This is a genomic window from Streptomyces flavusporus, from assembly GCF_046267975.1.
GTDB classification, from domain to species: domain Bacteria; phylum Actinomycetota; class Actinomycetes; order Streptomycetales; family Streptomycetaceae; genus Streptomyces; species Streptomyces flavusporus.
Map to the genome: position 1 here is coordinate 668310 of NZ_CP176503.1, position 22774 is coordinate 691083.

Annotated in this window: 18 protein-coding genes and 1 pseudogene; 9 read left to right on the forward strand and 10 right to left on the reverse strand. The window is 70.2% G+C overall.

Going from position 1 to position 22774, the window contains the following annotated elements:
- Window positions 1–43: 43 nt before the first annotated feature.
- From ACKTSN_RS03430 to ACKTSN_RS03440, 3 genes are read right to left on the reverse strand one after another with little or no spacing between them, the layout of a single operon-like run.
- Window positions 44–1060, reverse strand: a complete 1017-nt coding sequence (locus ACKTSN_RS03430; RefSeq protein ID WP_409467714.1) for an ABC transporter permease — start codon at window positions 1058–1060, stop codon at window positions 44–46.
- Window positions 1053–2093, reverse strand: a complete 1041-nt coding sequence (locus tag ACKTSN_RS03435; protein ID WP_409467715.1) for an ABC transporter permease — start codon at window positions 2091–2093, stop codon at window positions 1053–1055. The genes ACKTSN_RS03430 and ACKTSN_RS03435 overlap by 8 nt, the downstream gene beginning before the upstream one ends.
- Entirely contained in the window at window positions 2090–3607 is a 1518-nt protein-coding gene (locus ACKTSN_RS03440; RefSeq protein ID WP_409467716.1) for a sugar ABC transporter ATP-binding protein, read from the reverse strand. The genes ACKTSN_RS03435 and ACKTSN_RS03440 overlap by 4 nt, the downstream gene beginning before the upstream one ends.
- A 274-nt stretch (window positions 3608–3881) precedes the next feature.
- On the opposite strand from ACKTSN_RS03440, the gene rhaI reads away from it, so the two are divergent.
- From rhaI to ACKTSN_RS03470, 6 genes are all read left to right on the forward strand, one after another.
- Window positions 3882–5042, forward strand: a complete 1161-nt coding sequence (gene rhaI, locus ACKTSN_RS03445) for an L-rhamnose isomerase (RefSeq protein WP_409467717.1) — start codon at window positions 3882–3884, stop codon at window positions 5040–5042.
- Window positions 5043–5181: 139 nt separating this feature from the next.
- A complete protein-coding gene (locus tag ACKTSN_RS03450; protein WP_409467718.1) occupies window positions 5182–7221 on the forward strand; it encodes a bifunctional aldolase/short-chain dehydrogenase in 2040 nt (679 codons plus the stop codon).
- A gap of 8 nt (window positions 7222–7229) precedes the next feature.
- Complete coding sequence (locus tag ACKTSN_RS03455; protein WP_409474725.1) at window positions 7230–8666, forward strand: rhamnulokinase; 1437 nt, start codon at window positions 7230–7232, stop codon at window positions 8664–8666.
- A gap of 71 nt (window positions 8667–8737) precedes the next feature.
- Entirely contained in the window at window positions 8738–9493 is a 756-nt protein-coding gene (locus tag ACKTSN_RS03460) for a (Fe-S)-binding protein (protein ID WP_409467719.1), read from the forward strand.
- Window positions 9490–10977 carry a LutB/LldF family L-lactate oxidation iron-sulfur protein gene (locus ACKTSN_RS03465; protein ID WP_409467720.1) on the forward strand — a complete coding sequence of 496 codons (1488 nt, stop codon included), beginning with the start codon at window positions 9490–9492 and terminating at the stop codon, window positions 10975–10977. Before ACKTSN_RS03460 ends, ACKTSN_RS03465 begins: the two co-directional genes overlap by 4 nt.
- Window positions 10974–11642, forward strand: a complete 669-nt coding sequence (locus ACKTSN_RS03470; protein ID WP_409467721.1) for a LutC/YkgG family protein — start codon at window positions 10974–10976, stop codon at window positions 11640–11642. Before ACKTSN_RS03465 ends, ACKTSN_RS03470 begins: the two co-directional genes overlap by 4 nt.
- On the opposite strand, the gene ACKTSN_RS03475 is transcribed toward ACKTSN_RS03470, so the two are convergent.
- The gene (locus tag ACKTSN_RS03475) at window positions 11615–14740 is read right to left on the reverse strand and encodes a family 78 glycoside hydrolase catalytic domain (protein ID WP_409467722.1); all 3126 of its coding nucleotides are present in this window, start codon (window positions 14738–14740) and stop codon (window positions 11615–11617) included. The genes ACKTSN_RS03470 and ACKTSN_RS03475 overlap by 28 nt on opposite strands.
- A gap of 246 nt (window positions 14741–14986) precedes the next feature.
- On the opposite strand from ACKTSN_RS03475, the gene ACKTSN_RS03480 reads away from it, so the two are divergent.
- Window positions 14987–16141, forward strand: a complete 1155-nt coding sequence (locus ACKTSN_RS03480; RefSeq protein ID WP_409467723.1) for an ATP-binding cassette domain-containing protein — start codon at window positions 14987–14989, stop codon at window positions 16139–16141.
- Window positions 16142–16160: 19 nt separating this feature from the next.
- Here ACKTSN_RS03480 and ACKTSN_RS03485 read toward each other — a convergent pair whose 3' ends face one another.
- The 4 genes and pseudogenes from ACKTSN_RS03485 to ACKTSN_RS03500 form a co-directional block, all read right to left on the reverse strand.
- A complete protein-coding gene (locus tag ACKTSN_RS03485; protein WP_409467724.1) occupies window positions 16161–17102 on the reverse strand; it encodes an ABC transporter substrate-binding protein in 942 nt (313 codons plus the stop codon).
- Complete coding sequence (locus ACKTSN_RS03490) at window positions 17099–17770, reverse strand: ABC transporter permease (RefSeq protein WP_409467725.1); 672 nt, start codon at window positions 17768–17770, stop codon at window positions 17099–17101. Before ACKTSN_RS03490 ends, ACKTSN_RS03485 begins: the two co-directional genes overlap by 4 nt.
- Entirely contained in the window at window positions 17767–18444 is a 678-nt protein-coding gene (locus ACKTSN_RS03495) for an ABC transporter permease (RefSeq protein WP_409467726.1), read from the reverse strand. The genes ACKTSN_RS03490 and ACKTSN_RS03495 overlap by 4 nt, the downstream gene beginning before the upstream one ends.
- Before the next feature lie 167 nt (window positions 18445–18611).
- Window positions 18612–19190: pseudogene (locus tag ACKTSN_RS03500) on the reverse strand (TetR/AcrR family transcriptional regulator).
- Window positions 19191–19320: 130 nt separating this feature from the next.
- Here ACKTSN_RS03500 and ACKTSN_RS03505 point away from each other — a divergent pair.
- Window positions 19321–20178 (forward strand): AAA family ATPase, encoded by an 858-nt coding sequence (locus ACKTSN_RS03505; protein ID WP_409474726.1) that lies wholly within the window; start codon window positions 19321–19323, stop codon window positions 20176–20178.
- Window positions 20175–21536 carry a VWA domain-containing protein gene (locus ACKTSN_RS03510; protein WP_409467727.1) on the forward strand — a complete coding sequence of 454 codons (1362 nt, stop codon included), beginning with the start codon at window positions 20175–20177 and terminating at the stop codon, window positions 21534–21536. The genes ACKTSN_RS03505 and ACKTSN_RS03510 overlap by 4 nt, the downstream gene beginning before the upstream one ends.
- On the opposite strand, the gene ACKTSN_RS03515 is transcribed toward ACKTSN_RS03510, so the two are convergent.
- Both ACKTSN_RS03515 and ACKTSN_RS03520 read right to left on the reverse strand, forming a co-directional pair.
- A complete protein-coding gene (locus tag ACKTSN_RS03515; RefSeq protein ID WP_409467728.1) occupies window positions 21537–22238 on the reverse strand; it encodes an SDR family oxidoreductase in 702 nt (233 codons plus the stop codon).
- Between the two features lie 156 nt (window positions 22239–22394).
- The gene (locus tag ACKTSN_RS03520) at window positions 22395–22760 is read right to left on the reverse strand and encodes a cupin domain-containing protein (RefSeq protein ID WP_409467729.1); all 366 of its coding nucleotides are present in this window, start codon (window positions 22758–22760) and stop codon (window positions 22395–22397) included.
- Window positions 22761–22774: the final 14 nt, after the last annotated feature.

Genomic DNA, 22774 nt, shown 5'->3' on the forward strand with positions numbered 1-22774 from the left:
ACGAGGGTGAGCGGATACGAGGGTTTCCGTGGCGCCCGGAGGCCTACGAGGTCGGCGTGGGCGCCTTGGACACCGGCGCTGAGGCGGCTGCTCTACGTCCGGCCCTGGCGACGGAGATCTGCCGGGCGACCCGGGGCCCGAGCACGGAGAGGACGAGCAGCACGCCGGTGACGACGATCTGCGACTGGGCGGAGACATCCTGGAGGCTCATCACGTTCTGCAGAGCCCCGAGCAGGAAGACGCCGGCGATGGCCCCGCCCAGGGTCCCCTTGCCGCCGTCGAAGTCGATGCCGCCGAGCAACACCGCGGCGATGACGGCCAGTTCGAGGCCGGTGGCGTTGTCGTAGCGGGCGCTGGCGTAGTGCAGGGCCCAGAAGATGCCGGTGAGGGAGGCCATCAGGCCGGTCACCGTGAACAGGATCAGCTTCTGCCGCTTGACCCGGATGCCGGCGAAGCGCGCGGCCTCCTCGCTGGCACCGATCGCGAACACCGACCGCCCGAAGGGGGTGGCGTGCAGCGCGACGACGGCGATGGCGAGCAGCACCAGGAAGGGCAGGAAGGCCTGCGGGATGAAGGTGTCGCCGATGCGGCCGGCCGCGAAGTCCAGGTACTGGCTGGGGAAGTCGGTCACCGCGTCGGAGCCGAGCACGATCTGCGCGATGCCCCGGTAGGCGGCGAGGGTGCCGATGGTGACGGCGAGGGACGGCAGCCCCAGCTTGGTCACCAGCAGACCGTTGATCAGCCCGCACACGACACCCAGCAGCAGGCAGATCGGGATGATTGTCTCGATCGTCATGCCCTGGTCCCACAGGGCGCCCATCACGGCTCCGGAGAGACCGGCGGTGGAGGCGACCGAGAGATCGATCTCGCCCGAGACGACCAGGAGCGTCATCGGCAGGGCGATCAACGCGATCGGAAGGGTGTTTCCGATCAGGAACGACAGGTTGAGGGCGTTTCCGAAGCCATCGACGAAGCCGAAGGACAGCAGGAGCACGACGATCAGAAGCGCGCCGACGACCGTGTCCCAGCGGATCGCTCGGCTCAGGGAGAAGTCAGCCATGGCGGGCGTTCCTCTTCTTCAGGGCGGTGGCCACGCGCAGCGCGACGATCCGGTCGACCGCGATGGCGAGGATGAGCAGGATGCCGTTGATGGCCAGCACCCACACGGAGCTGACGCCGAGGGCGGGCAGCACGCTGTTGATGGAGGTCAGCAGCAGTGCGCCGAGGGCCGCGCCGTAGACGTTGCCGGAGCCGCCGGTGAAGACGACGCCGCCGACCACGACCGCGCTGACGACGGTGAGTTCGTAGCCGTTGCCGGTGCCGGAGTCGACGTTGCCGAACCGGGCCAGGTACATCGCGCCCGCGAGGCCGGCCAACGCACCACAGAAGGTGTACGCGGCCAGGATCCGCTTGCGGACCGGGATGCCGGCGAGGCGGGCGGCCTCGGGGTTGGAGCCGAGGGCGTACAGCTCGCGGCCGCTGCCGAAGTGCTTGAGGTAGTACGCCGTCGCCACCAGGACGGCGAGGGCGATCAGCGCCAGCCACGGCACCGCGGAGATGCCGTCGGAGCCGAAGTCCACGAAGCCGTCCGGCAGGTCGGCCGCCGTGATCTGGCGGGAGCCGACCCAGATCGAGTCGATGCCGCGGATGATGTAGAGGGTGCCGAGCGTCACGACGAGCGCGGGCACCTGGCCGAGGCTGACGAGCAGGCCGTTCAGCAGGCCGAAGCCGACGCCCAGCAGGACCGCCAGGAGGATGGCGACGAGCGGGTTGCCGCCGCCCTGGAGGTACGTACCGGCGGCGAAGGCGCTGATGCCGAGCGTCGAACCGACCGACAGGTCGACGTTCCGCGTGATCACGACCATGGACTGGCCGGTGGCGACGAGGACCAGGATGGTCGCGTTCAGCAGCAGGTCCTTGATGCCCTGCTCGGTGAGGAACTCGCTGTTGCCCAGCTGGGTGATGACGATCATCACCACGAAGACGACCAGGATGGCGAGTTCGCGCATCTTGAAGACACGGTCGACGAGGCGGGTGCCGCTGGACTTGGGCACCTCGGCGACGGGGGCTTTGTTCGGGGTGATCACCGTCATACGGCGGCCCTCCCGGTGGCTGCGGCCATCACGGTTTCCTCGGTGGCTTCGGAGCGCGGGATCTCGGCGGTCAGGCGGCCCTCGTGCATCACCAGCACGCGGTCGGCCATGCCGAGAATCTCGGGCAGGTCGGAGGAGATCATCAGGACCGCCACACCGTCGGCGGCCAGCTGGGACAGCAGCCGGTGCACCTCGGCCTTGGTGCCGACGTCGATACCGCGGGTGGGCTCGTCGACGATCAGCACCTTGGGGCCGGTGGCGAGCCACTTGGCGAGGACGACCTTTTGCTGGTTGCCGCCGGACAGGGTGTTGACTGTGTCGGCGATCCGGGCGTACTTCACCTGGAGCTTGACGGCCCAGTCGAGGGAGCGGCTGCGTTCGGCGCCGCGGTCCATGAGTCCGGCCTTCACAGTCGTACGAAGACCGGTGAGGCCGATGTTGCGCTCGATGGACATGTCCATCACCAGGCCCTGGGCGCGGCGGTCCTCGGGGACCAGGGCGAGCCCGGAGGCCATGGCGGTGGAGGGCGCTCCGTTGGTGAGCTTCCGCCCGGCCACCTCCACCTCGCCCGCGTCCCAGCGGTCGATGCCGAACACGGCCCGCGCGACCTCCGTACGCCCCGCGCCGACGAGCCCCGCGAGGCCGACGATCTCACCGCGCCGCACATCGAAGGAGACGTCCGTGAAGACGCCCTCGCGGGTCAGCCGGCGCACGCTCAGGGCGACCTCACCCGGCTGCACGTCCTGCTTGGGGTAGAGCTCGTCGAGGTCGCGGCCGACCATACGGCGCACGAGGTCGTCCTCGGTCATGCCGTCGAGCGGCTCGCTGGCGATCCAGGCGCCGTCGCGCAGGGTCGTGACCCGCTGGCAGATCTGGAAGATCTCCTCGAGGCGGTGCGAGATGAAGAGCACCGCCGCGCCCTGTTCGCGCAGGGTACGGACCACGCCGAAGAGGCGGGCCACCTCGCTGCCGGTGAGCGCGGCGGTCGGCTCGTCCATGATCAGGACGCGGGCGTCGAAGGAGAGCGCCTTGGCGATCTCGACGATCTGCTGGTCGGCGATGGACAGGCCGCGCGCTGGGCGGTCGGGGTCGAGTTCGACGCCGAGGCGCTGCATCAGGGCCAGGGTCGCGGCGTGCGTGGCCTTGTGGTCGATACGGCCGAGGGCGCGCCGGGGCTGGCGGCCCATGAAGATGTTCTCCGCGATCGACAGGTCGGGGAAGAGGGTCGGCTCCTGGTAGATCACGGCGATGCCGGCATCGCGGGCGTCGCCGGGACCGTGGAAGACGACCGGCTGACCGTCGAGCAGCACCTGGCCGGCGTCCGGCCGGTGCACTCCGGCGAGCGTCTTGATCAGGGTCGACTTGCCCGCGCCGTTCTCCCCGGCGAGGGCGTGCACCTCCCCGGGAAACAGCTCCAGGGAGACGTCCCGCAGGGCGCGGACCGCGCCGAAGGACTTCGAGATGTCCCTGAGCGCCAGAACCGGGGCCGAACCCGTGGTGGACGGGTGGGTCATGGAGGCTCCTCGACGACGTCGGCGGGACGGCCCTCTCGACGTCGTGAAAGGTTTCAACTTGGTTGCCGGGACGTTAGGCACGTAGCGCATGTCACGTCAATGGGTTCGTGTCGAAAAAGTTTCGATGGCCGAAGGTCACGGCCAAGTCACGAGAAACAGCCTTGGCCCCAGGGCTTGACACCCCTCCAGGGGGCTCATACGTTCCCGTCTTGAATCGTTTCACAGCGAAGCCGTTCAAGATGACTTTTCCGACCGACGTCACAGGAGCCCTCAAGTGACCGAGCTCGCCGCGGTGAAGGCCGCACTCAAGACGCAGGCAGTCGAAACGCCGTCGTGGGCGTACGGGAATTCGGGGACGCGGTTCAAGGTGTTCGCGCAGTCCGGTGTTCCCCGGACCCCGCGGGAGAAGTTGGACGACGCGGCACAGGTCCACGCGTTCACCGGCGTGGCGCCGACCGTTGCGCTGCACATCCCTTGGGACAAGGCCGACGACTACGGGGCGCTGGCGAAGTACGCCGAGGAGCGCGGCGTGAAGCTGGGCGCGATCAACTCGAACACGTTCCAGGACGACGACTACAAGCTGGGCAGCATCTGCCATCCGGATGCGGCGGTGCGGCGCAAGGCCGTCGACCATCTGCTGGAGTGCGTCGACATCATGGATGCGACGGGGTCGCGGGACCTGAAGCTGTGGTTCGCGGACGGGACGAACTATCCCGGGCAGGACGACATCCGGGCGCGGCAGGACCGGCTGGCGGAGGGCCTCTGCGAGGTCTACGAGCGGCTGGGTGACGGGCAGCGGATGCTGCTGGAGTACAAGTTCTTCGAGCCGGCCTTCTACACGACCGACGTTCCGGACTGGGGCACGGCGTACGCGCACTGTCTGAAGCTCGGTGAGAAGGCCCAGGTCGTTGTCGACACCGGGCATCACGCTCCGGGTACCAACATCGAGTTCATCGTCGCGACGCTCCTCAGGGAGGGGAAGCTCGGCGGGTTCGACTTCAACTCGCGGTTCTACGCCGACGACGACCTGATGGTCGGGGCCGCGGATCCGTTCCAGCTGTTCCGGATCATGTACGAGGTCGTGCGGGGGGGTGGGTTCTCGCCCGAGGTCGCGTTCATGCTCGACCAGTGCCACAACATCGAGGCGAAGATTCCGGCGATCATCCGGTCCGTGATGAATGTGCAGGAGGCCACGGCGAAGGCGCTGCTCGTCGATCGGGAGGCGTTGGCTGCGGCGCAGGCCGCCGGTGACGTGCTCGGTGCGAACGCCGTGGTGATGGATGCGTACAACACGGATGTGCGGCCGTTGCTGCGTGAGGTGCGGGAGGAGATGGGGCTGGACCCCGATCCCATGGGTGCGTATGCCCGGTCCGGGTGGGCCGAGAGGATCGTTGCCGAGCGGGTTGGTGGGCAGCAGGCCGGGTGGGGGGCGTAAGCGTCTGCCGGGTTTCTGCTCGTTGCGGGCTGCGGGTCGTATGTGGCTGGTCGCGCCCACGCGGCGGAGCCGCAAATTGATACAGCCCCGCGCCCCTAGGGAATGCACTCACCCTCTTTCAAGTAAGGACTGAAGGTTCATGGCACCGCACCGCGAAGCCGCGGCTCTCCTCGCCCGCTCTCATCGGCTGGGCGCTGATCCCCGCAACACCAACTACGCCGGCGGAAACGCGTCCGCGAAGGGTACCGAAACCGACCCCGTCACCGGTGGTGACGTCGAGTTGATGTGGGTCAAGGGGTCCGGTGGTGACCTCGGCACGCTTACCGAAGCCGGGCTCGCTGTTCTTCGTATTGATCGGCTCCGCGCACTCAAGGGTGTCTATCCGGGCGTCGAGCGTGAGGATGAGATGGTCGCCGCCTTCGATTACTGCCTGCACGGCAAGGGCGGGGCCGCTCCCTCCATCGACACCGCCATGCATGGGCTCGTCGAGGCCGCGCACGTCGATCACCTCCACCCCGACTCCGGCATCGCGCTCGCCTGTGCCGCCGACGGGGAGAAGCTGACCGCCGAGTGTTTCGGGGACACCGTGGTGTGGGTGCCGTGGCGGCGACCCGGTTTCCAGCTGGGGCTCGACATCGCCGCGGTCAAGGAAGCCAACCCGCAGGCCATCGGGTGCATCCTCGGCGGGCATGGCATCACCGCCTGGGGAGACACCTCCGAGCAGTGTGAGCGGAACTCGTTGCACATCATCCGGACGGCGGAGGCGTTTCTCGCGGAGCGCGGGAAGCCGGAGCCCTTCGGGCCGGTGATCGAGGGCTACGCGGCGCTGGGCGCCGGCGAGCGTCGGGAGCGGGCCGCGGCGCTGGCACCGGTGATCCGCGCCATCGCCTCCCAGGACCGTCCGCAGGTCGGTCACTTCACCGACTCCGAGGTCGTCCTCGACTTCCTCGCGAGCGCCGCGCACCCGCGGCTCGCGGCCCTGGGCACCTCGTGCCCGGACCACTTCCTGCGGACCAAGGTGCGGCCGCTCGTCCTCGACCTGGCGCCCACCGCTCCGCTCGACGAGGCCATCGCCCGGCTCAAGGACCTGCACGCCGAGTACCGCGAGGAGTACGCCGCCTACTACCGGCGGCACGCCCTGCCCGACTCCCCCGCCATGCGCGGCGCCGACCCGGCGATCGTGCTGGTCCCGGGTGTCGGCATGTTCTCCTTCGGCAAGGACAAGCAGACGGCCCGGGTCGCGGGCGAGTTCTACGTCAACGCCATCAATGTGATGCGTGGGGCCGAGGCCGTCTCGACGTACGCGCCCATCGAGGAGTCGGAGAAGTTCCGCATCGAGTACTGGGCCCTCGAAGAGGCCAAGCTCCAGCGGATGCCGAAGCCCAAGCCGCTCGCGACGCGGGTCGCGCTGGTGACCGGGGCGGGCAGTGGGATCGGGAAGGCCATCGCGCATCGGCTCGTCGCCGAGGGTGCGTGTGTCGTCGTCGCCGACCTCAACACCGAGAACGCCCAGGCCGTCACCGAAGAGCTCGGCGGTCCCGACAAGGCCGTCGCCGTGACCGTGGACGTCACGTCCGAGGAGCAGATCGCCGACGCCTTCAAGGCTGCCGTGCTGGCCTTCGGTGGGGTTGATCTGGTCGTCAACAACGCCGGGATCTCCATCTCCAAGCCGCTGCTGGAGACCTCGGCCAAGGACTGGGACCTCCAGCACGACATCATGGCGCGCGGTTCCTTCCTGGTGTCGAGGGAAGCCGCCCGGGTGATGATCGCTCAAGGGCTGGGCGGTGACATCGTGTACATCGCCTCCAAGAACGCCGTCTTCGCCGGGCCGAACAACATCGCCTACTCCGCCACCAAGGCCGACCAGGCCCACCAGGTGCGGCTGCTGGCCGCCGAACTCGGCGAGCACGGCATCCGCGTCAACGGCGTCAACCCGGACGGTGTGGTGCGCGGATCCGGGATCTTCGCCGGTGGCTGGGGGGCCCAGCGGGCCGCCGTGTACGGCGTGGAAGAGGAGAAGCTCGGCGAGTTCTACGCCCAGCGGACCATCCTCAAGCGCGAGGTGCTCCCGGACCATGTCGCGAACGCCGTCTTCGCGCTGACCGGTGGGGACCTCACCCACACCACCGGACTGCACATCCCGGTCGACGCCGGCGTCGCGGCCGCCTTCCTGCGGTGAGCGCGGCCGTGAAGTCGTACGCCGCGGTCGACCTGGGCGCCTCCAGCGGGCGTGTCATGGTCGGCCGCGTCGGCCCCGACAGCCTGGAGCTGACCGAGGCGCACCGCTTCCCCAACCGGCCCGTCCGGGTACCGGAAGGGCTGCGCTGGGACGTGATCGCCCTGTATGCCGGGGTGCTGGACGGGCTGCGGGCGGCCGGGCAGGTCGACTCCGTCGGCATCGACAGCTGGGCCGTGGACTACGGACTGCTGGACGCCGACGGGGCACTGCTCGGCAGCCCCGTGCACTACCGGGACTCCCGTACCGAGGGGGTCGCGGAAAAGGTGTGGGCGACCGTCCCGGCGGAGGAGCTGTACGCGGCGACCGGGTTGCAGTACGCCCCCTTCAACACGCTGTACCAGCTGACGGCGGCGCGGGACTCGGCCCAACTGGCTCAGGCCCAACGGCTGTTGCTCATCCCCGACCTGCTGACGTACTGGCTCACCGGCGAGCAGGGCACCGAGCTCACCAACGCCTCCACCACCCAGCTGATCGATCCCCGCACGCGCGACTGGTCGTACGACATCGCCGCGCGGCTCGGTATCGACCTGGGGCTGTTCGCGCCGTTGCGGCAACCCGGTGATCCGGCAGGTGTGCTGCGGGCCGAGGTACTGGAGGAGACCGGGCTCGCCGGTCCGGTGCCGGTGACGACCGTCGGGTCGCACGACACCGCGTCCGCCGTGGCCGCCGTGCCGGCCGGGCGTGAACGGTTCGCGTACATCTGTACCGGCACCTGGTCGCTGGCCGGGCTGGAGCTCGATGCCCCCGTGCTGAGCGAGGAGAGCCGGGCCGCCAACTTCACCAACGAGCTGGGGCTGGACGGCACGGTCCGCTATCTGCGGAACATCATGGGTCTGTGGCTGCTCCAGGAGTGCGTACGGGCCTGGGGGGACCCGGACCTGGGCGAACTGCTGCTCGACGCGTCCAAGGTGCCGACGCTGCGGTCGGTCGTGGACGCGGGCGACGCGGCGTTTCTCGCGCCGGGCCGGATGCCGGAGCGGATCGCCGAGGCGTGCCGCGCGTCGGGGCAGCCGGTGCCCGAGTCGCCCGCCGAGATCACCCGCTGCATCCTCGACTCGCTCGCCGTCGCCCACCGCCGGGCGATCGCGCAGGCCCAGCGGCTGGCCGACCACCCGGTCGACGTAGTGCACGTCGTCGGGGGCGGCACCCGCAACGCCCTGCTGTGCCAGCTGACCGCCGACGCCTGCGGGCTGCCAGTGGTGGCGGGCCCGACCGAGGCCGCCGCCCTCGGAAACGTCCTGGTCCAGGCCCGGACCCACGGGCTGGTGGGCGACCTCGCGGGCGGACGGCGACTGCTCACCCGTGCGCAGCCGTTGACGCGGTACGAGCCGCGGGGGGACGCGGCACGCTGGAGCGAGGCAGAGGCCCGGCTCACCCGACGGTGAGCGGGGGCTCCCCCCGGCCGTGCGCCCGCACTACCCTGCACTCATCCGATGATCGATCACAAGGAGCCGCGATGCGTGTCGCCCTGTTCCTGACCTGTGTCAACGACACGCTCTATCCGGACACCGGGCGCGCCGTGGTGAAACTGCTGACCAGGCTGGGCGTCGAGGTCGACTTCCCGATGGCGCAGACCTGTTGCGGACAGGCGCACTACAACACCGGATACCGGCATGAGGCCGAGCCGCTCGCCCGGCATTTCTCCGATGTCTTCGGGGAGTACGAGGCGATCGTCACGCCGTCCGGGTCGTGCGGGGCGATGGTGCGGGAGCTGTATCCGCGGATGGGCGAGCGGGCGCGGGCCGAGGGGCGAGGGGACACCCTCTCCGCCACGCTGGCGCCCGTGGTGCCGAAGACGTACGAGCTGACGGAGTTCCTGGTGGACGTGCTCGGCGTGACGGACGTGGGAGCGTACTACCCGCACAAGGTGACCTATCACCCGACCTGCCACGGGCTGCGCGGGCTGGGGCTCGGCGACCGGCCGCGACGGCTGCTCCAGGCCGTGCAGGGGCTGGAGCTGGTGGAGCTGCCCGGAGCGGAGGAGTGCTGCGGGTTCGGCGGCACGTTCGCGTTGAAGAACTTCGATGTCTCGGCGGCAATGGGCGCCGACAAGGTGCGCAACGCCGAATCGACGGGGGCCGAGGTGCTGTGCGCGGCCGACAACTCCTGTCTGATGCACATCGGCGGCACGATGGCCCGGCTGCGGACCGGCATGCGGCCGGTGCACATCGCGGAGATCCTGGCGAGCACGGAGGAGGAACCGGCCGTATGAGCGGAACGTTCGTGGGGATGCCGGCCTTTCCGAAGGCCGCGCACGAGGCCGTGCACGACCAGACCCTGCGGGGCAATCTGCGACACGCCACGCACACCATCCGCGCCAAGCGCGCGAAGGCCGTCGCGGAGGTGTCCGACTGGGCGGCGCTGCGGGAGGCCGGGAAGCAGATCAAGGACCACACGCTCCGTCACCTCGACCGCTACCTCGTGCAGTTGGAGGAGTCGGTGACGGCGGCGGGCGGTACCGTCCACTGGGCCGCCGACGCCGACGAGGCCAACCGGATCGTGGCGGACCTCGTCAAGGCGACCGGCGAGTCGGAGGTCGTCAAGGTCAAGTCGATGGCCACTCAGGAGATCGGGCTCAACGAGGCCCTTCTCGAAGAGGGCATCCACGCCTACGAGACCGATCTCGCCGAGCTGATCGTGCAGTTGGGCAAGGACCGGCCCTCGCACATCCTCGTCCCGGCGATCCATCGCAACCGGGGCGAGATCCGGGACATCTTCCGCAAGGAGATGAGCGAGTGGGGCCGCCCGGCTCCGGAAGGCCTGACCGACACACCCGCCGAACTCGCCGAGGCGGCCCGCCTCCACCTCCGCGAGAAGTTCCTGCGGGCCAAGGTCGGCATCTCCGGCGCCAACTTCATGGTCGCCGAGACCGGCACGCTGGTGGTCGTGGAGTCCGAGGGCAACGGGCGAATGTGCCTGACCCTGCCCGAGACGCTGATCTCGGTCGTCGGCATCGAGAAGATCGTGCCCACGTGGCGGGACCTGGAGGTGTTCCTGCAGACACTCCCCCGCTCCTCCACCGCCGAGCGCATGAACCCGTACACGTCGATGTGGACGGGTACGACAGACTCCGAGACGGCTGACGGCCCGCGCACCTTCCACCTGGTCCTCCTCGACAACGGCCGCACCGACACGCTCGCCGACGAGGTCGGTCGCCAGGCCCTGCGGTGCATCCGCTGCTCGGCGTGTCTCAACGTGTGCCCGGTGTACGAGCGGGCCGGTGGACACGCGTACGGCTCGGTCTATCCGGGCCCGATCGGCGCCATCCTCAGCCCTCAACTCCGAGGCGTGGCAAGCGAGATCGACGCCTCACTGCCGTACGCGTCGTCGCTGTGCGGCGCCTGCTACGAGGTGTGCCCGGTGGCCATCGACATCCCCGAGGTGCTGGTGCATCTGCGGGAGCGGGTCGTGGAGGGCGGCCAGGTGACCGCGCAAGGCAACAAGGTGGTGCTGAAACCCGCGAAGGGGCATGCCGCCGAGCGGGCGGCGATGCGGGCGGCGCGCTGGGCGTTCAGCCACCCGCGCGCCCTGCGCACCGGCCAGCGGCTCGCCTCCCGCACCCGCCGCCTGCATCCGCGGTCGCTCCCGGGCCCGGGCAAGGCGTGGAGCGGGACCCGTGATCTGCCGACGGTGCCCAAGGAGCCGTTCCGGGACTGGTGGCAGCGTACGAACGGCGGGAAGGACGGCTCGAAGTGAGCAGCAGGGAACGGATCCTGGGCCGGGTACAACGGGCACTGGCAGCCGCACGACAGGACGACACGCCATACGACCAGGCGGTCCCCCGCGACTATCTGCGGGAGCACGGGGAGCGGAGTGTCGCGGAGACGGTCGAGCTGCTGGCCGAGAACCTGGTGGACTATCGGGCGATCGTGCACCGCAGCACCGCCGCCGATCTGCCCGCCACGATCGCCGGGATGCTCGCCGCACGAGGCTCGAAGACGGTGCTCGTGCCGCCGGGCCTGGAGGTGGAGTGGCTCGCGGCGAGCGACGCCGAGCGGATCCCGGACCGGGCGGAGAGCACCCCGCACGAACTGGACCAGGTCGACAGCGTGGTCACGGCGTGTGCGGTGGCCGTCGCCGAGACCGGCACGATCGTCCTGGACGGCTCCCCCGACCAGGGCCGCCGCCGCATCACCCTCGTCCCCGACCACCACATCTGTGTCGTGCGGGTCCCGGATCAGGTCGTCTCCTCCGTCCCGCAGGCCCTCGAACGCCTCGACCCGGCCCGTCCGTTGACGTGGATCTCCGGTCCGTCGGCGACCAGCGACATCGAGCTGGACCGGGTCGAGGGGGTGCACGGTCCGCGCACCCTGGAGGTGGTGCTGGTGGGCGGTCAGGCGAGCGCGGACGTCACCTCGTAGCGGCCGGACGGGAGTCGGTAGGAGGCGGTGCCGTCCGTGAAGCCCAGGTACTCCACGCCCTCGACCCGGGAGAGGGGTGTCCGGCCTTCGCGGACCGTCGACGGGTCGGTGGTGGGGATGCGGAGGGTCGCGGTCGTGTTCGCGGGCACCGCGGCCCGGTAGGTCAGCTTGCGGCCGTCCGCCTTCCACTCGCTGACGATCTCGCCGTACGGCGAGAGATGCGACCCGGCCACCCGCGTGACCCTGCCGGTCGCGTCGAGGTGAGGCCTGAGGAAGAAGTGCCGGAAGCCGGGGTGGGCCGGGTCCTTGGCGATGCCGGCCATGCTCTCGTACATCCACTCCATGATCGCGCCGTAGGAGTAGTGGTTGAACGAGTTCATGTCGACCGGGCCGAAGCCGTCCTCCTTCGAGTACGAGTTCCAGCGCTCCCAGATCGTGGTCGCGCCGTTTCTCACCGAGTACAGCCAGGACGGCATGGCGTCCTGGTGCAGCAGCTTGTACGCCAGGTCGACGCGGCCCTCGTCAGTGAGCACCGGGGCGAGGACGTTCACGCCGAGGAAGCCGACGGAGAGGGTGTTCTCCGCGTACTTCACGCGCGTGCTGTCGGAGTGGGCCTCCTTGTAGGCCTCGTCGTTGCCGATGTTCTCGGCGAGCAGGGCGACGAGTCGGCGGCGCTGGGCCTCGGTGTCGTAGAGGCGGAGCTTGAGAACCCAGAGCAGGGCTGTCTGGCTGTTGTCCTCGGGCTTGCCTCCGATCCACGGCGGTGCCTCGCCCAGACTGGAGCGGACGGTGACCTCGCCCGTGGTGGCGTCGGTGACGAGGTACTTGGCGACGAACGCCCGCTTGATGCGGGAGACGAGCTCGTCGTAGGTACGGGAGTCGGCGTCGCGGCCGGTGGCGCGGGCCATGTCCGCCATGAGCCGGGCGCTGTAGCCGTAGTAGACGTCGCTGATGAGCTGGGTGCTGGTGTCCTGGAAGGCCAGCCAGTCGCCGAAGATCGCGCCCTGTCCGGCGTAGGTGTCACCGGTGCGCTGCCGGATCCAGTCCATGTACTTCTTCATCGCGGCCCAGCTGCGGTCGATCACGGTGGTGTCGCCGGACATCTGCCAGATCGTCCACGGAACGACCACCCCGCAGTCCGCCCAACCGCTCGCCGGAATCGGCTGGTTGTAGCGAGCGCCGGGGGCGATCCAGGTGAACTGGGCGCCGTCCGCGCCATAGGTCCGCTGTGAGTCGATCAAGGTGTCCTGGAAGTGGCTGAGGAAGTTCACCGCGTCGGCGTTGTAGAGGCCGGTGTGGGAGAAGAGCTGGGTGTCGCCGGTCCAGCCGCAGCGTTCGTCGCGCTGCGGGCAGTCGGTGGGCACCCACAGGTAGTTGCCGCGCTGGCCCCAACGGACGTTGCTGATCAGCTGGTTGACGTCGGCGTCGTCGGTGGTGATCGTGCCGATGTCCCGGAGGGCGGAGGTGGCGACCCTGCCGGTGAACTCGGTCAGGGTGACGGTGCCGGTCGCGGTGACGGAGACGTAGCGGAAGCCGTAGAAGGTCAGCGAGTCCTGGTGGGTCTCGCCGTCGGGGTCGCCCTTGAGGATGTACGTGCTGGTGGCCTTGGCGGTGCGGAGGTTGGCCCGGTAGACCGAGCCGACGGGGCCGTCCGCGCCGGCGCTGTCGTCGTTGAGCATCTCACCGGGTTTGAAGGCGACTTGGGTGCCCGCCGGGCCGCGCAGGGTGTAGCGGGGTACGCCGACCATGTTCTGGCCGAGGTCGATCACGGCGGTGTCGCCGGGGTGCAGGGTCACGGCGGCGGTGGCCGCAGCGGCCGGGTCGGTGACCGTGCGGGCGGGGTCGACGACGATGCGGCCCTTGCCGTTGGGGCTGCCGTCCTGGCCGGACACGCCGGTGTACACGGTGATGGAGCGCGGCCTGCGGTCCCACTCGGGCATCAGGCGGGCGCTCTCGCCGGGATAGGCGACCAGCTTCGCGTCGGGAAACCTGGCAGTGAAGCCGTGCTCGCTCACGCCTGCCCAGTCGGACGCGTCGAAGCCGTTCGCCGTCCAGCCCGGGAGTTCCCTGCGGGCGTCGTAGGTCTGGCCGTCGTAGATGTCGTCGGCGCGGTAGGGGCCGGTGTCCGTGGCCTTCCAGCCGTCGCCGGGTGCGGTGACGATCGTCTGCTCGGATCCGTCGGCGTACCGGACGAGGAGCTTGGCCTTGAGGGCCAGGCGGTTGCCGTCGGCGGAACAGCAGGTGCTGTTGTCGGAGACACGGCCGTTGTACCAGCCGTTGCCGAGGACGGCCGCGAGGGTGACGTGCCCTTGGTGCCGCTCCCCCGCGACCAGGTCAGTGACGTCGTAGGTGAAGTAGTTGACGGTGCTGTCGTAGTTGGTCCAGCCCGGCGTCAGCAGTTCGTGGGTGGTGCCGTCGTCCTGCGGCACGGCGACCCGGTGGCCGTTGACGTAGGCGTCGTACACACCGAGGGCGGAGATGTAGAGCCGGGCGTCGCGCACATGATGCCCTGTCAGCCGGGTCTGCCGGCGCAGCAGCGGGGCGCCGGGGCTGTTGGGTTGCTTGCCCGCCATACTGATCCACCGGGCGCCGTTCCAGCCTGCGATGCCGTCGGTGCTGAGCAGGCCGGTCTCGAAGTGGGCGGTCGGGGCGGCGGGGACGGCGCGGCCGGTCTCGTCCCAGACCGTCACCGTCCAGTGGTAGCGGGTGGAGGCCTGCAGGGCGGGGCCCGCGTAGCGCACGGCGACCGAGTCGGCCGAGGTGACGCGGCCGCTGTCCCAGACGTCCGCGCGGCCGCGCCGCAGGCGTTCGGCCGAGGTCGCGACAAGGATGCGGTACGCCGACTGGCGCCGGCCGCGGGCTGCGGAGGCCGTGCGCCAGCCGAACCTCGGGGCGTCGGCGTCGGTGCCGAGCGGGTTCGTCCGGTGCTCGACCGTCAGCCCCGTGACCGAGGTGCGGTCCGAGGCGGGGGCGGCCGATGCCGCGCCCCCGCCTGCGACGCCACCGGCGATCGCCGCGGGGACGGCACCCAGTGCTGTGGTGAGGACCGTTCTGCGCCGCACTCCGTCGCGGGGGGTGCCGCCTACTCCGTCGTTCATGCCGTGTCCCTTCGGCCGGTCGGAGTTGTATCGATTCAGTCGATCGGCGGTTGAAGGTAGTGGCGACTGTGGCCACTGTCTACGCCCTAAGCAGCGGGAGTTGCCACCAGAATCAAACAGAACGCCTCAGCACCCCGCCCCGGTCAGGAGCCAGATTGAAACAGTTCAAAATCGGAATGGACCGTTCACCAGCCAGTGGGACGCCGTCGGTGAGCGGGTGCCGGGCAGCGCCGTTAGCGTGAGGTCATGATCCGGTTCGAGCAGGTCACCAAGCGGTATCCGGACGGTACGACGGCCGTGGACGGACTGTCCTTCGAGGTGTCCGAGGGCGAGCTCGTCACGCTCGTGGGCCCGTCCGGGTGCGGCAAGACGACGACCATGATGATGGTCAACCGGCTCATCGAACCGACCTCGGGCCGGATCCTCGTCGGTGGCGAGGACATCGTCACCGTCGACCCGGTACTGCTGCGGCGGCGGATCGGCTACGTCATCCAGCAGGTGGGCCTGTTCCCGCACCGCACGATCCTCGACAACACGGCGACCGTGCCCTCACTGCTCGGCTGGAAGCGGGCCAGGGCACGGGCTCGCGCCGCCGAGCTCCTCGATCTGGTGGGGCTGGATCCCCACACGTACGGCGCGCGCTATCCGCACCAGTTGTCGGGCGGTCAGCGCCAGCGGGTCGGTGTGGCACGGGCGTTGGCCGCCGATCCGCCGGTGCTGCTGATGGACGAGCCGTTCGGCGCGGTCGACCCGGTCGTGCGGGAGCAGCTGCAGGACGAGTTTCTGCGGATGCAGGCAGCGGTACGCAAGACGGTGCTGCTGGTCACGCACGACATCGAGGAGGCGGTGCGGCTCGGCGACCGGATCGCCGTGTACGGGCAGGGGCGCATCGAGCAGTTCGACACGCCCGGAGCGGTGCTGGGCACGCCGGCGTCACCGTACGTCGCGGAGTTCGTCGGCGCCGACCGGGGGCTGAAGCGGCTGTCGGTGACCGCGATCGAGCCCGGCGACCTGGAACAGCCGCCGATCGCCCGGCTGTACGAGCCGGCCGGGCAGGCCGCCGACCGGCTGCGCTCGCAGGGCGCGCGCTGGGCGGTGGTCCTGGACACGCACGGCGACCTGCACGGCTGGGCCGGGATCGACGAGCTCGGGGCGGGCGGTACCGTCGGCGACCTCGCGCACCGGATGAACGCCTGGGTGCCCGTCGGCGCACCACTCAAGCAGGCCTTCGGCGTGATGCTCCAGCACGACGCCGGCTGGGTCGCGGTATTGGACGGCGCCCGCTTCCTCGGCGTGCTGACCCCGACCAAGCTGCACGAGGCACTGCGACGCTCGGTGGACGCGGACGCGTTGGGCGTGTCGCGGGGTCAGGTGACGTTCGACTCGGTGGCCGACGCCTGACCGACCGGCGCCGGCCCGCCTACTTGAGCAGCCCCTTGTCCTCCAGATACGTCCGGGCCACGTCCGTCGCCAGCCGGCGCCAGCTGTCGACCTGTTGGTTCATGGACGCCAGATCGGCGGTGGTGAGGACGTCGTTGAGCCTGTCGAGGGCCTTGGTGGGACCGGGGCCGCCCGCGTGGGCACGGTTGACGACGGGGACGACATAGTCGGCGTTCTGGAGGTGCTTGTCGTCGGCGAGGAGGACCAGGCCGAACTCGTCGAGGGTGGCGTCGGTCGTGGTGGTCAGCACCATCTGGTCCTGGCCGCTCTGCACCGCCCGTTTGGCCTGGGTGGTGCCGACGCCCTTGGGATCGACGGCGGTGATGTCGATGCCGTACGTCTTCTTCAACCCCGGGGCACAGTAAGGGCGTTGGACGCACTCGTCACCTGCGGCGAGCCGTACCGGGAGGCCGGAGGCGCCGAGGTCGCTGAGCGTCTTGAGGTCGTGCCGTCGGGCGTACGAGGCGCTCACCGCGAAGGCGTTCTGGTCGACGGCCCGGCCGGGGTCGAGGACGGTCAGACCGCGGGGCGTGGCGAGGCGGCGCAGTGCCGTCATGGTGGCGTCGAGGTCAGGTGAGCCGACCGGCGGCGCGTCGGGTCCGTTGGCCTTGGCGTTGAGCCAGTCGGCGAAGGTGGCGGCGTACTCCGGGACCACGTCGATCTGACCGGATTCGAGGGCCGGTTCGTACAGTTCACGGTTGGCGACGGTGAGGAGCGAGGTCTGGTAGCCGGCCTGGTTCAGCAGCAGGGCGTACATCTGGGCGAGCAGGTCGCTCTCGGTGAATCCGGCGGAGCCGACGGTCAGATGCCGACTGTCGCCGGGCGGTGCGGTCACCTCGCCCTGGTTCTCCAGGGAGGGGCCGGTGGCGCAGGCGGTCGGGAGCAGAAGCAGAACGGCCACCAGGGTGGTACGGCATCTCATCCCGAACCCCTCGCCCACGCCGGTGCCAGCCGCTCGGCGATCTCGAAGACGCCCTCGACGATCAGCGCGAACACGGCGACGAGCACGGCACCGGCCACCACCTGCGGCGTACTGGCCAGGTTGAATCCGGCGGTGATGATCCGGCCCAGCCCTCCCCCGCCCGCCAGCGCGGCGATCGTGGCCGTGGCGACGAGTTGGACGGCGGCAATCCGCACACCGTTCAGGATCATCGGGAGCGAAAGGGGCAGTTCCACGTGAAACATCACCTGGCGGCCCGTCATCCCCATGCCCCGTGCCGCCTGCACGGTGCTGCGGTCGACCTCCCGCATCCCGACGTACGCGTTGGTGAGCAGCGGCGGTACGGCGAACAGCACCAGGGCGACGACTGTCGGCCCCTCGCCCCACTTGCCGATGGGGGTCAGCAGCAGGAGCACCAGGACCGCGAAGGTGGGGACCGCGCGGCCGACGTTGGAGATGTTGACGGCGAGCGCGCCGCCCTTGCCGAGGTGGCCGAGGACGAGGGCGACGGGCAGGGCGATCAGGCAGCTGACGACCAGGCAGACGACGGTGAGGACGAGGTGCTGCAGCAGCCGGTGCCAGACACCCTCGGCGCCCGACCAGTGCGCGGGGTCGGTGAGCCACTCCCATGTGTCGGCGAGCGTACTCATGGACGGGCCCTCGTCCACGGCGTGATCAGACGCTGCACGCCCAGCAGGAGCAGGTCCGCGACGACGGCGATCACCACGCACAGCACCGACGCCGTCAGCACCTGCGCCTTGAAGTACGTGTTCATTCCGGAGTAGATCAGATTTCCGAGTCCGCCGAAGCCCACGATCGCGCCCACCGTCACGAGCGAGACCGCGGAGACGGCCGCGATCCGCAGTCCGGCCATCGCGGCGGGCAGGGCGAGCGGCAGTTCCACGGTGAGCAGCAGCCGGACGGGGCCGTAGCCCATCCCGCGGGCCGCCTGCCGGGTGTCCTCGGGGACCGCCCGCAGACCGGCGAGGATGTTGCGCACGAGCAGGGTCAGCGAGTACAGCACCAGCCCGGCCACCACGAGCGTCGAGGACAGCCCGTACAGCGGCAGCAGCAGCGAGAACATGGCCAGGGACGGGATCGTGTACAGGATCGTGGTCACGGCGAGGACCGGCCCGGCCGCCCAGCCCCACCGTCGCCCCAGCACCGCCAGCGGCAGGGCGATGACCAGGCCGATGAGGACCGAGACCGACGTCAGCTGCACATGCTGGACCACTGCGTCGAGGAGGATCTCGCGGCGGCTGCTCAGATAGTCGCCACAGATCCACTCGTTGCGCGCGAGGCAGTCGTCCGGGGGCGCGGTCACCCGTCCATTGCATCGGGCGGGCCGTCGGGTCGGCTCGTTGTGGTGACCCGTACGGGGTGTCGCCGAGTACACCCCGCAACGCGCGGCACCGGCGGTCGGGGCGGTGACGGTGGCCGCGTGAGCGGAGGCGGCGGACCACGGGAGGCGCTGCGGCGGCCGGTCCCTTTCTACTCCAAGCCCGCCGCGTCGAGGAGCGCGGTCACCGTGACCGTGGCGAGCCCGTCGTCCAGCGTCTCCACGCGGGCGCCGGCGCGGGCGCTCGCCCCGTCGAAGACCAGCATCAACTGGCGGGCCAGCAGCTCCGGATCGCGCGCTCCGCCCAGCTCGGCCTGGGCACGGAAGACCGCCTTCAGCCAGTCCTTGGCGTCGCGCGCGACCGCGTGCGCGGGATGCTCGGGCTCCTTGAGCTCGACCAGCGCGGACAGATACAGATAGGGGCAGCCGCGGTAGTCGGGCTCCCCGGAGACCCGCTCCAGCTGTGCGAACACCTGCAGGATCCGCTCGCGCGGCGTGCCCGCGTCGTCGGGTCCGGGCGCGAGCCGGGCCTCGTACGACGGAAACCGCCGCTACAGGTTCGCGGCCAGCACCTCGTCCTTGCTGGCGAACAGCTGGTACATGGACCGCTTGGAGACACCGGCGGTCCGACACAGTGCCTCCACGCCGATGGAGACGCCGTCGCGGTAGAAGAGCTCCGCAGTGGCGTCGAGCAACCGCTCCCGGGGGGACGCCTTGTCTGTCGTGGCCATACGGCGAGGCTACCGCGTCGCAGCACCAGGGGAAACCGATCGGTGTATCCATGGAACCCTCGTGACAGCGTGGGTGAACAAGCGCTTAGATAGGTGCTGGTTCCGATTCACCGCACCGCCGGAGGCCCGGTTGTTCACGTCCGTCGACGATGTCTCCGCACGCCTCGCCGAGACCGGCTATCTGGCCTCACCCGCGATCGCCACGACCGTGTTCCTCGCCGACCGACTCGGCAAGCCGCTGCTCGTGGAGGGTCCGGCGGGCGTCGGCAAGACGGAACTCGCCAAGGCCGTCGCGCAGGTGGCCGGGGCCCAACTCGTGCGGCTCCAGTGCTACGAGGGTGTCGACGAGTCACGGGCGCTGTACGAGTGGAACCACGCCAAGCAGCTCCTGCGCATCACCGCCGGCCGCGACGAGACCTGGGACGAGACCCGCACGGACATCTTCAGCGAGGAGTTCCTGCTCGCCCGCCCGCTGTTGACCGCCATCCGGGGCGACGACCTCAAGGTGCTGCTGATCGACGAGACCGACAAGGCGGACGTCGAGGTGGAGGGCCTGCTCCTGGAGGTGCTCAGCGACTTCCAGGTCACCGTCCCGGAGCTGGGTACGATCACCGCGACTCACCGCCCCTTCGTCGTCCTCACCTCCAACGCGACCCGTGAGCTGTCCGAAGCGCTGCGCCGCCGCTGCCTGTTCCTCCACATCGGCTTCCCCGAGGAGGAGCTGGAACGGCGGATCGTCCGGCTGAAGGTCCCCGGGATCGACGCGGCGCTGACCGATTCCGTGGTCCGGGTGGTCGGCGCCCTGCGCGCGATGGACCTGCGGAAGGTGCCGTCGGTCGCCGAGACCGTCGACTGGGCGCGCACCCTGCTCGCGCTCGGCGCCGACAGGCTCGACGAGAGCGTCGTACGGGACACCCTGGGCGTCCTCCTCAAGCATCAGGACGATGTCCTCAAGGCGGGGGCCAAGCTGGACCTGGACGCCGTATGACAACCGAGCCGCCGGATGTCGCGTCCCGGCTGACGGGGTTCGTCGCCGCGCTCCGCGCGCACGGCGTCCGGGTCGGCACCGGCGAGACCGTGGACGCGGCCCGGGCGGTGGAGGCCCTGGGGCTCGCGGACCGTGAGCTGCTGCGCGAGGGGCTGGCGGCGACGCTGCTGCACACCACGGGCCAACGGCAGGTGTTCGACCCGGTCTTCGACCTGTACTTCCCGCGCGGCGTCGGCGCGCCCCACGCTGGTACGGCGGACCGGGACGAACTGCGCGACCGGATTGCGGCAGCCCTCGCCGCGGGCGACTCCGCGCTGCTGGGCCGGCTTGCGGCCGAGGCCGTCGACGGCTTCGGCGGATACGGGAATTCACCGGCGTCCGACGGCTGGTCGTCGTACCAGACGCTGGACCGGATCCGCCCGCAGACGCTGCTCGCACGGGTCCGCGACAGTGTGCGGGCGCGGCCGGGCGATGCGGGCTTCACCGACCGGCTGCTGGAGGACGAGATCCGGCGGCGCATCGAGGTCTTCCGCGGGCAGGTGGCCGCGGAGGCGCGGCGCCGGGTCGCCGAGCGGCGTGGCCGGGAGGAGATCGCCCGGCGGGCGGTTGCGCCCACCGCCGACCGGGTCGACTTCCTGTACGCCGGGAGGGACCGGCTGGCCGAGCTGCGTCGGACCGTTTCGCCGCTGGCCCGCAAGCTCGCCACCCGCCTGGCCGCCCGTCGGCGCCGTGCCGCGCGGGGCAGCATCGACCTGCGGCGGACCCTGCGCGGATCGTTGTCGACGGGTGGGGTGCCGATGCGGCCGGTGCTGCGCCGGCGCCGTCCGGTCCGGCCCGAACTGGTGCTGCTGTGCGATGTGTCGGGCTCGGTGTCCGGTTTCTCGGACTTCACGATGCTGCTGGTGCAGGCGCTGCACGACCAGTTCAGCAAGCTGCGGGTGTTCGCGTTCGTCAACCGGATCGACGAGGTGACGGGGCTGTTGGTGCACGGCGCCGCCGACTCGGAGGGACTGGGCGCCCGTATCCGGTCCGAGGCGAGGCTCACGGGCTGGCACGGCAGCAGCGACTACGGCGTCGCGCTGGGCGAGTTCGCGGAACGGTACGGCGACGCGGTGGGCCCGCGGACGACCGTGTTCGTGCTCGGGGACGCCCGTACGAACATGAGCGACCCGAACCTGGCAGCCGTACGGCAGATCGCCGAACGGGCCCGCCGCGTGTACTGGTTGAACCCCGAGCCGCGCCCCCAGTGGGGCACCGGCGACTCCGCCGCCCCGGCCTACGCCGACCTGGTCGAGATGCACGAGTGCCGCAATGCGCGGCAGCTCAGCACGCTGATCGCCCGTCTGCTGCCGGTCTGATCAGGCGGCCAGCTGAGGGTACAGCGCCGCAAGGTCGGCCGACAGCCCTGCCTTGACCTGGCGTGAGATGTCGTCGGCCAGGACTTCGAACGCGCCGGACTCGATGCCGTCGAGGGCCTGGGCGGCCACGCTCTCGGGTGTGGACTTCGGCGCGTCGACAGCGGCGGCCATGTCCGTGTCGACGTATCCGACGTGCAGACCGGTGACGTCGATGCCGCGCGGTGTGAGGTCGAGGCGCAGGGAGTTGGTCTGCGACCAGAAGGCGGCCTTGGAGGCGCTGTAGGAGCCGGCGAGCCCGATCCAGGACAGCACCGAGTGGACGTTGAGAATGTGGCCGCCGCCGTTGCGTTCCAGGACCGGGACGAAGGCACGGGTGACGAGGAGCGGCCCGTAGAAGTTGGTCTCGAACTCGCGGCGGACGTCCTCCACGGGCGAGTCGAGGAAGTTCGCGTTCACCGAGGCACCCGCGTTGTTGATCAGGATCGTGACGTCCTGTGCCTGTGCCGCGGCGGCCGCCACCGAGGCCGGGTCGCTCACCTCCAGAGCGAGCGGCACGGCGTCGGGGTGCGTGACCGTGCGGGGGTCGCGTGCGGTGGCGTACACCTTCTTGGCGCCGCGCTCGTACAGCGCTGCCACCAGCGCCTTGCCGATGCCGCGGCTGCCTCCGGTGACGAGGGCGACGGAGCCTTGGAGGGTTGTCATGGGAGTTTCCTGACCTTCCGGATCAACGAGAAAACCGATCGGTTTACCTCCGACGGTAAACCAATCGGTTTCCATCGCGCAAGCGCGGCACCGCACCGTGTGAAGCGCAGGCCTGTGCGTGACGGGCCTGCGCGGTTCATCCCTTGTTGGGTTCGACTAGCTCTCCGAGGACTTCGCGTACTCCGTTGCCATGGCTCCCGCGAAGTCGTACGCCACGACCTGCTCGTCTCCCACGACCCAGGCGTCGTGTCCGGGCCCGCAGACGAAGACGTCGCCGGGGCCGACCTCGCCCTCGGCGCCGTCGTCCATGCGGATCCGCAGACGGCCCTGAATGATGTAGCCGTTGTGGTGGATCTGGCAGGAGTCGGTCCCCGCGATGGGGGCGATGGACTCCGACCAGCGCCAGCCCGGCTCGAAGGTGGCCACCGCGAAGTCGAGTCCCGTGAGGTGGACGGCCTCCAGGTGACCGCGCGGGAAGTCGCGCCGCTCGTCCGGCTTGTCGAGCGTCTTCACCTCGAACATGAGGGTCCTCCTTT

Coding starts and splice junctions, on each gene's coding strand:
- ACKTSN_RS03430 (WP_409467714.1), bottom strand. CDS start 1,060: ATGGCTGACTTCTCCCTGAGCCGAGCGATCCGCTGGGACACGGTCGTC.
- ACKTSN_RS03435 (WP_409467715.1), bottom strand. CDS start 2,093: ATGACGGTGATCACCCCGAACAAAGCCCCCGTCGCCGAGGTGCCCAAG.
- ACKTSN_RS03440 (WP_409467716.1), bottom strand. CDS start 3,607: ATGACCCACCCGTCCACCACGGGTTCGGCCCCGGTTCTGGCGCTCAGG.
- ACKTSN_RS03450 (WP_409467718.1), top strand. CDS start 5,182: ATGGCACCGCACCGCGAAGCCGCGGCTCTCCTCGCCCGCTCTCATCGG.
- ACKTSN_RS03460 (WP_409467719.1), top strand. CDS start 8,738: ATGCGTGTCGCCCTGTTCCTGACCTGTGTCAACGACACGCTCTATCCG.
- ACKTSN_RS03465 (WP_409467720.1), top strand. CDS start 9,490: ATGAGCGGAACGTTCGTGGGGATGCCGGCCTTTCCGAAGGCCGCGCAC.
- ACKTSN_RS03475 (WP_409467722.1), bottom strand. CDS start 14,740: ATGAACGACGGAGTAGGCGGCACCCCCCGCGACGGAGTGCGGCGCAGA.
- ACKTSN_RS03480 (WP_409467723.1), top strand. CDS start 14,987: ATGATCCGGTTCGAGCAGGTCACCAAGCGGTATCCGGACGGTACGACG.
- ACKTSN_RS03485 (WP_409467724.1), bottom strand. CDS start 17,102: ATGAGATGCCGTACCACCCTGGTGGCCGTTCTGCTTCTGCTCCCGACC.
- ACKTSN_RS03490 (WP_409467725.1), bottom strand. CDS start 17,770: ATGAGTACGCTCGCCGACACATGGGAGTGGCTCACCGACCCCGCGCAC.
- ACKTSN_RS03510 (WP_409467727.1), top strand. CDS start 20,175: ATGACAACCGAGCCGCCGGATGTCGCGTCCCGGCTGACGGGGTTCGTC.
- ACKTSN_RS03515 (WP_409467728.1), bottom strand. CDS start 22,238: ATGACAACCCTCCAAGGCTCCGTCGCCCTCGTCACCGGAGGCAGCCGC.
- ACKTSN_RS03520 (WP_409467729.1), bottom strand. CDS start 22,760: ATGTTCGAGGTGAAGACGCTCGACAAGCCGGACGAGCGGCGCGACTTC.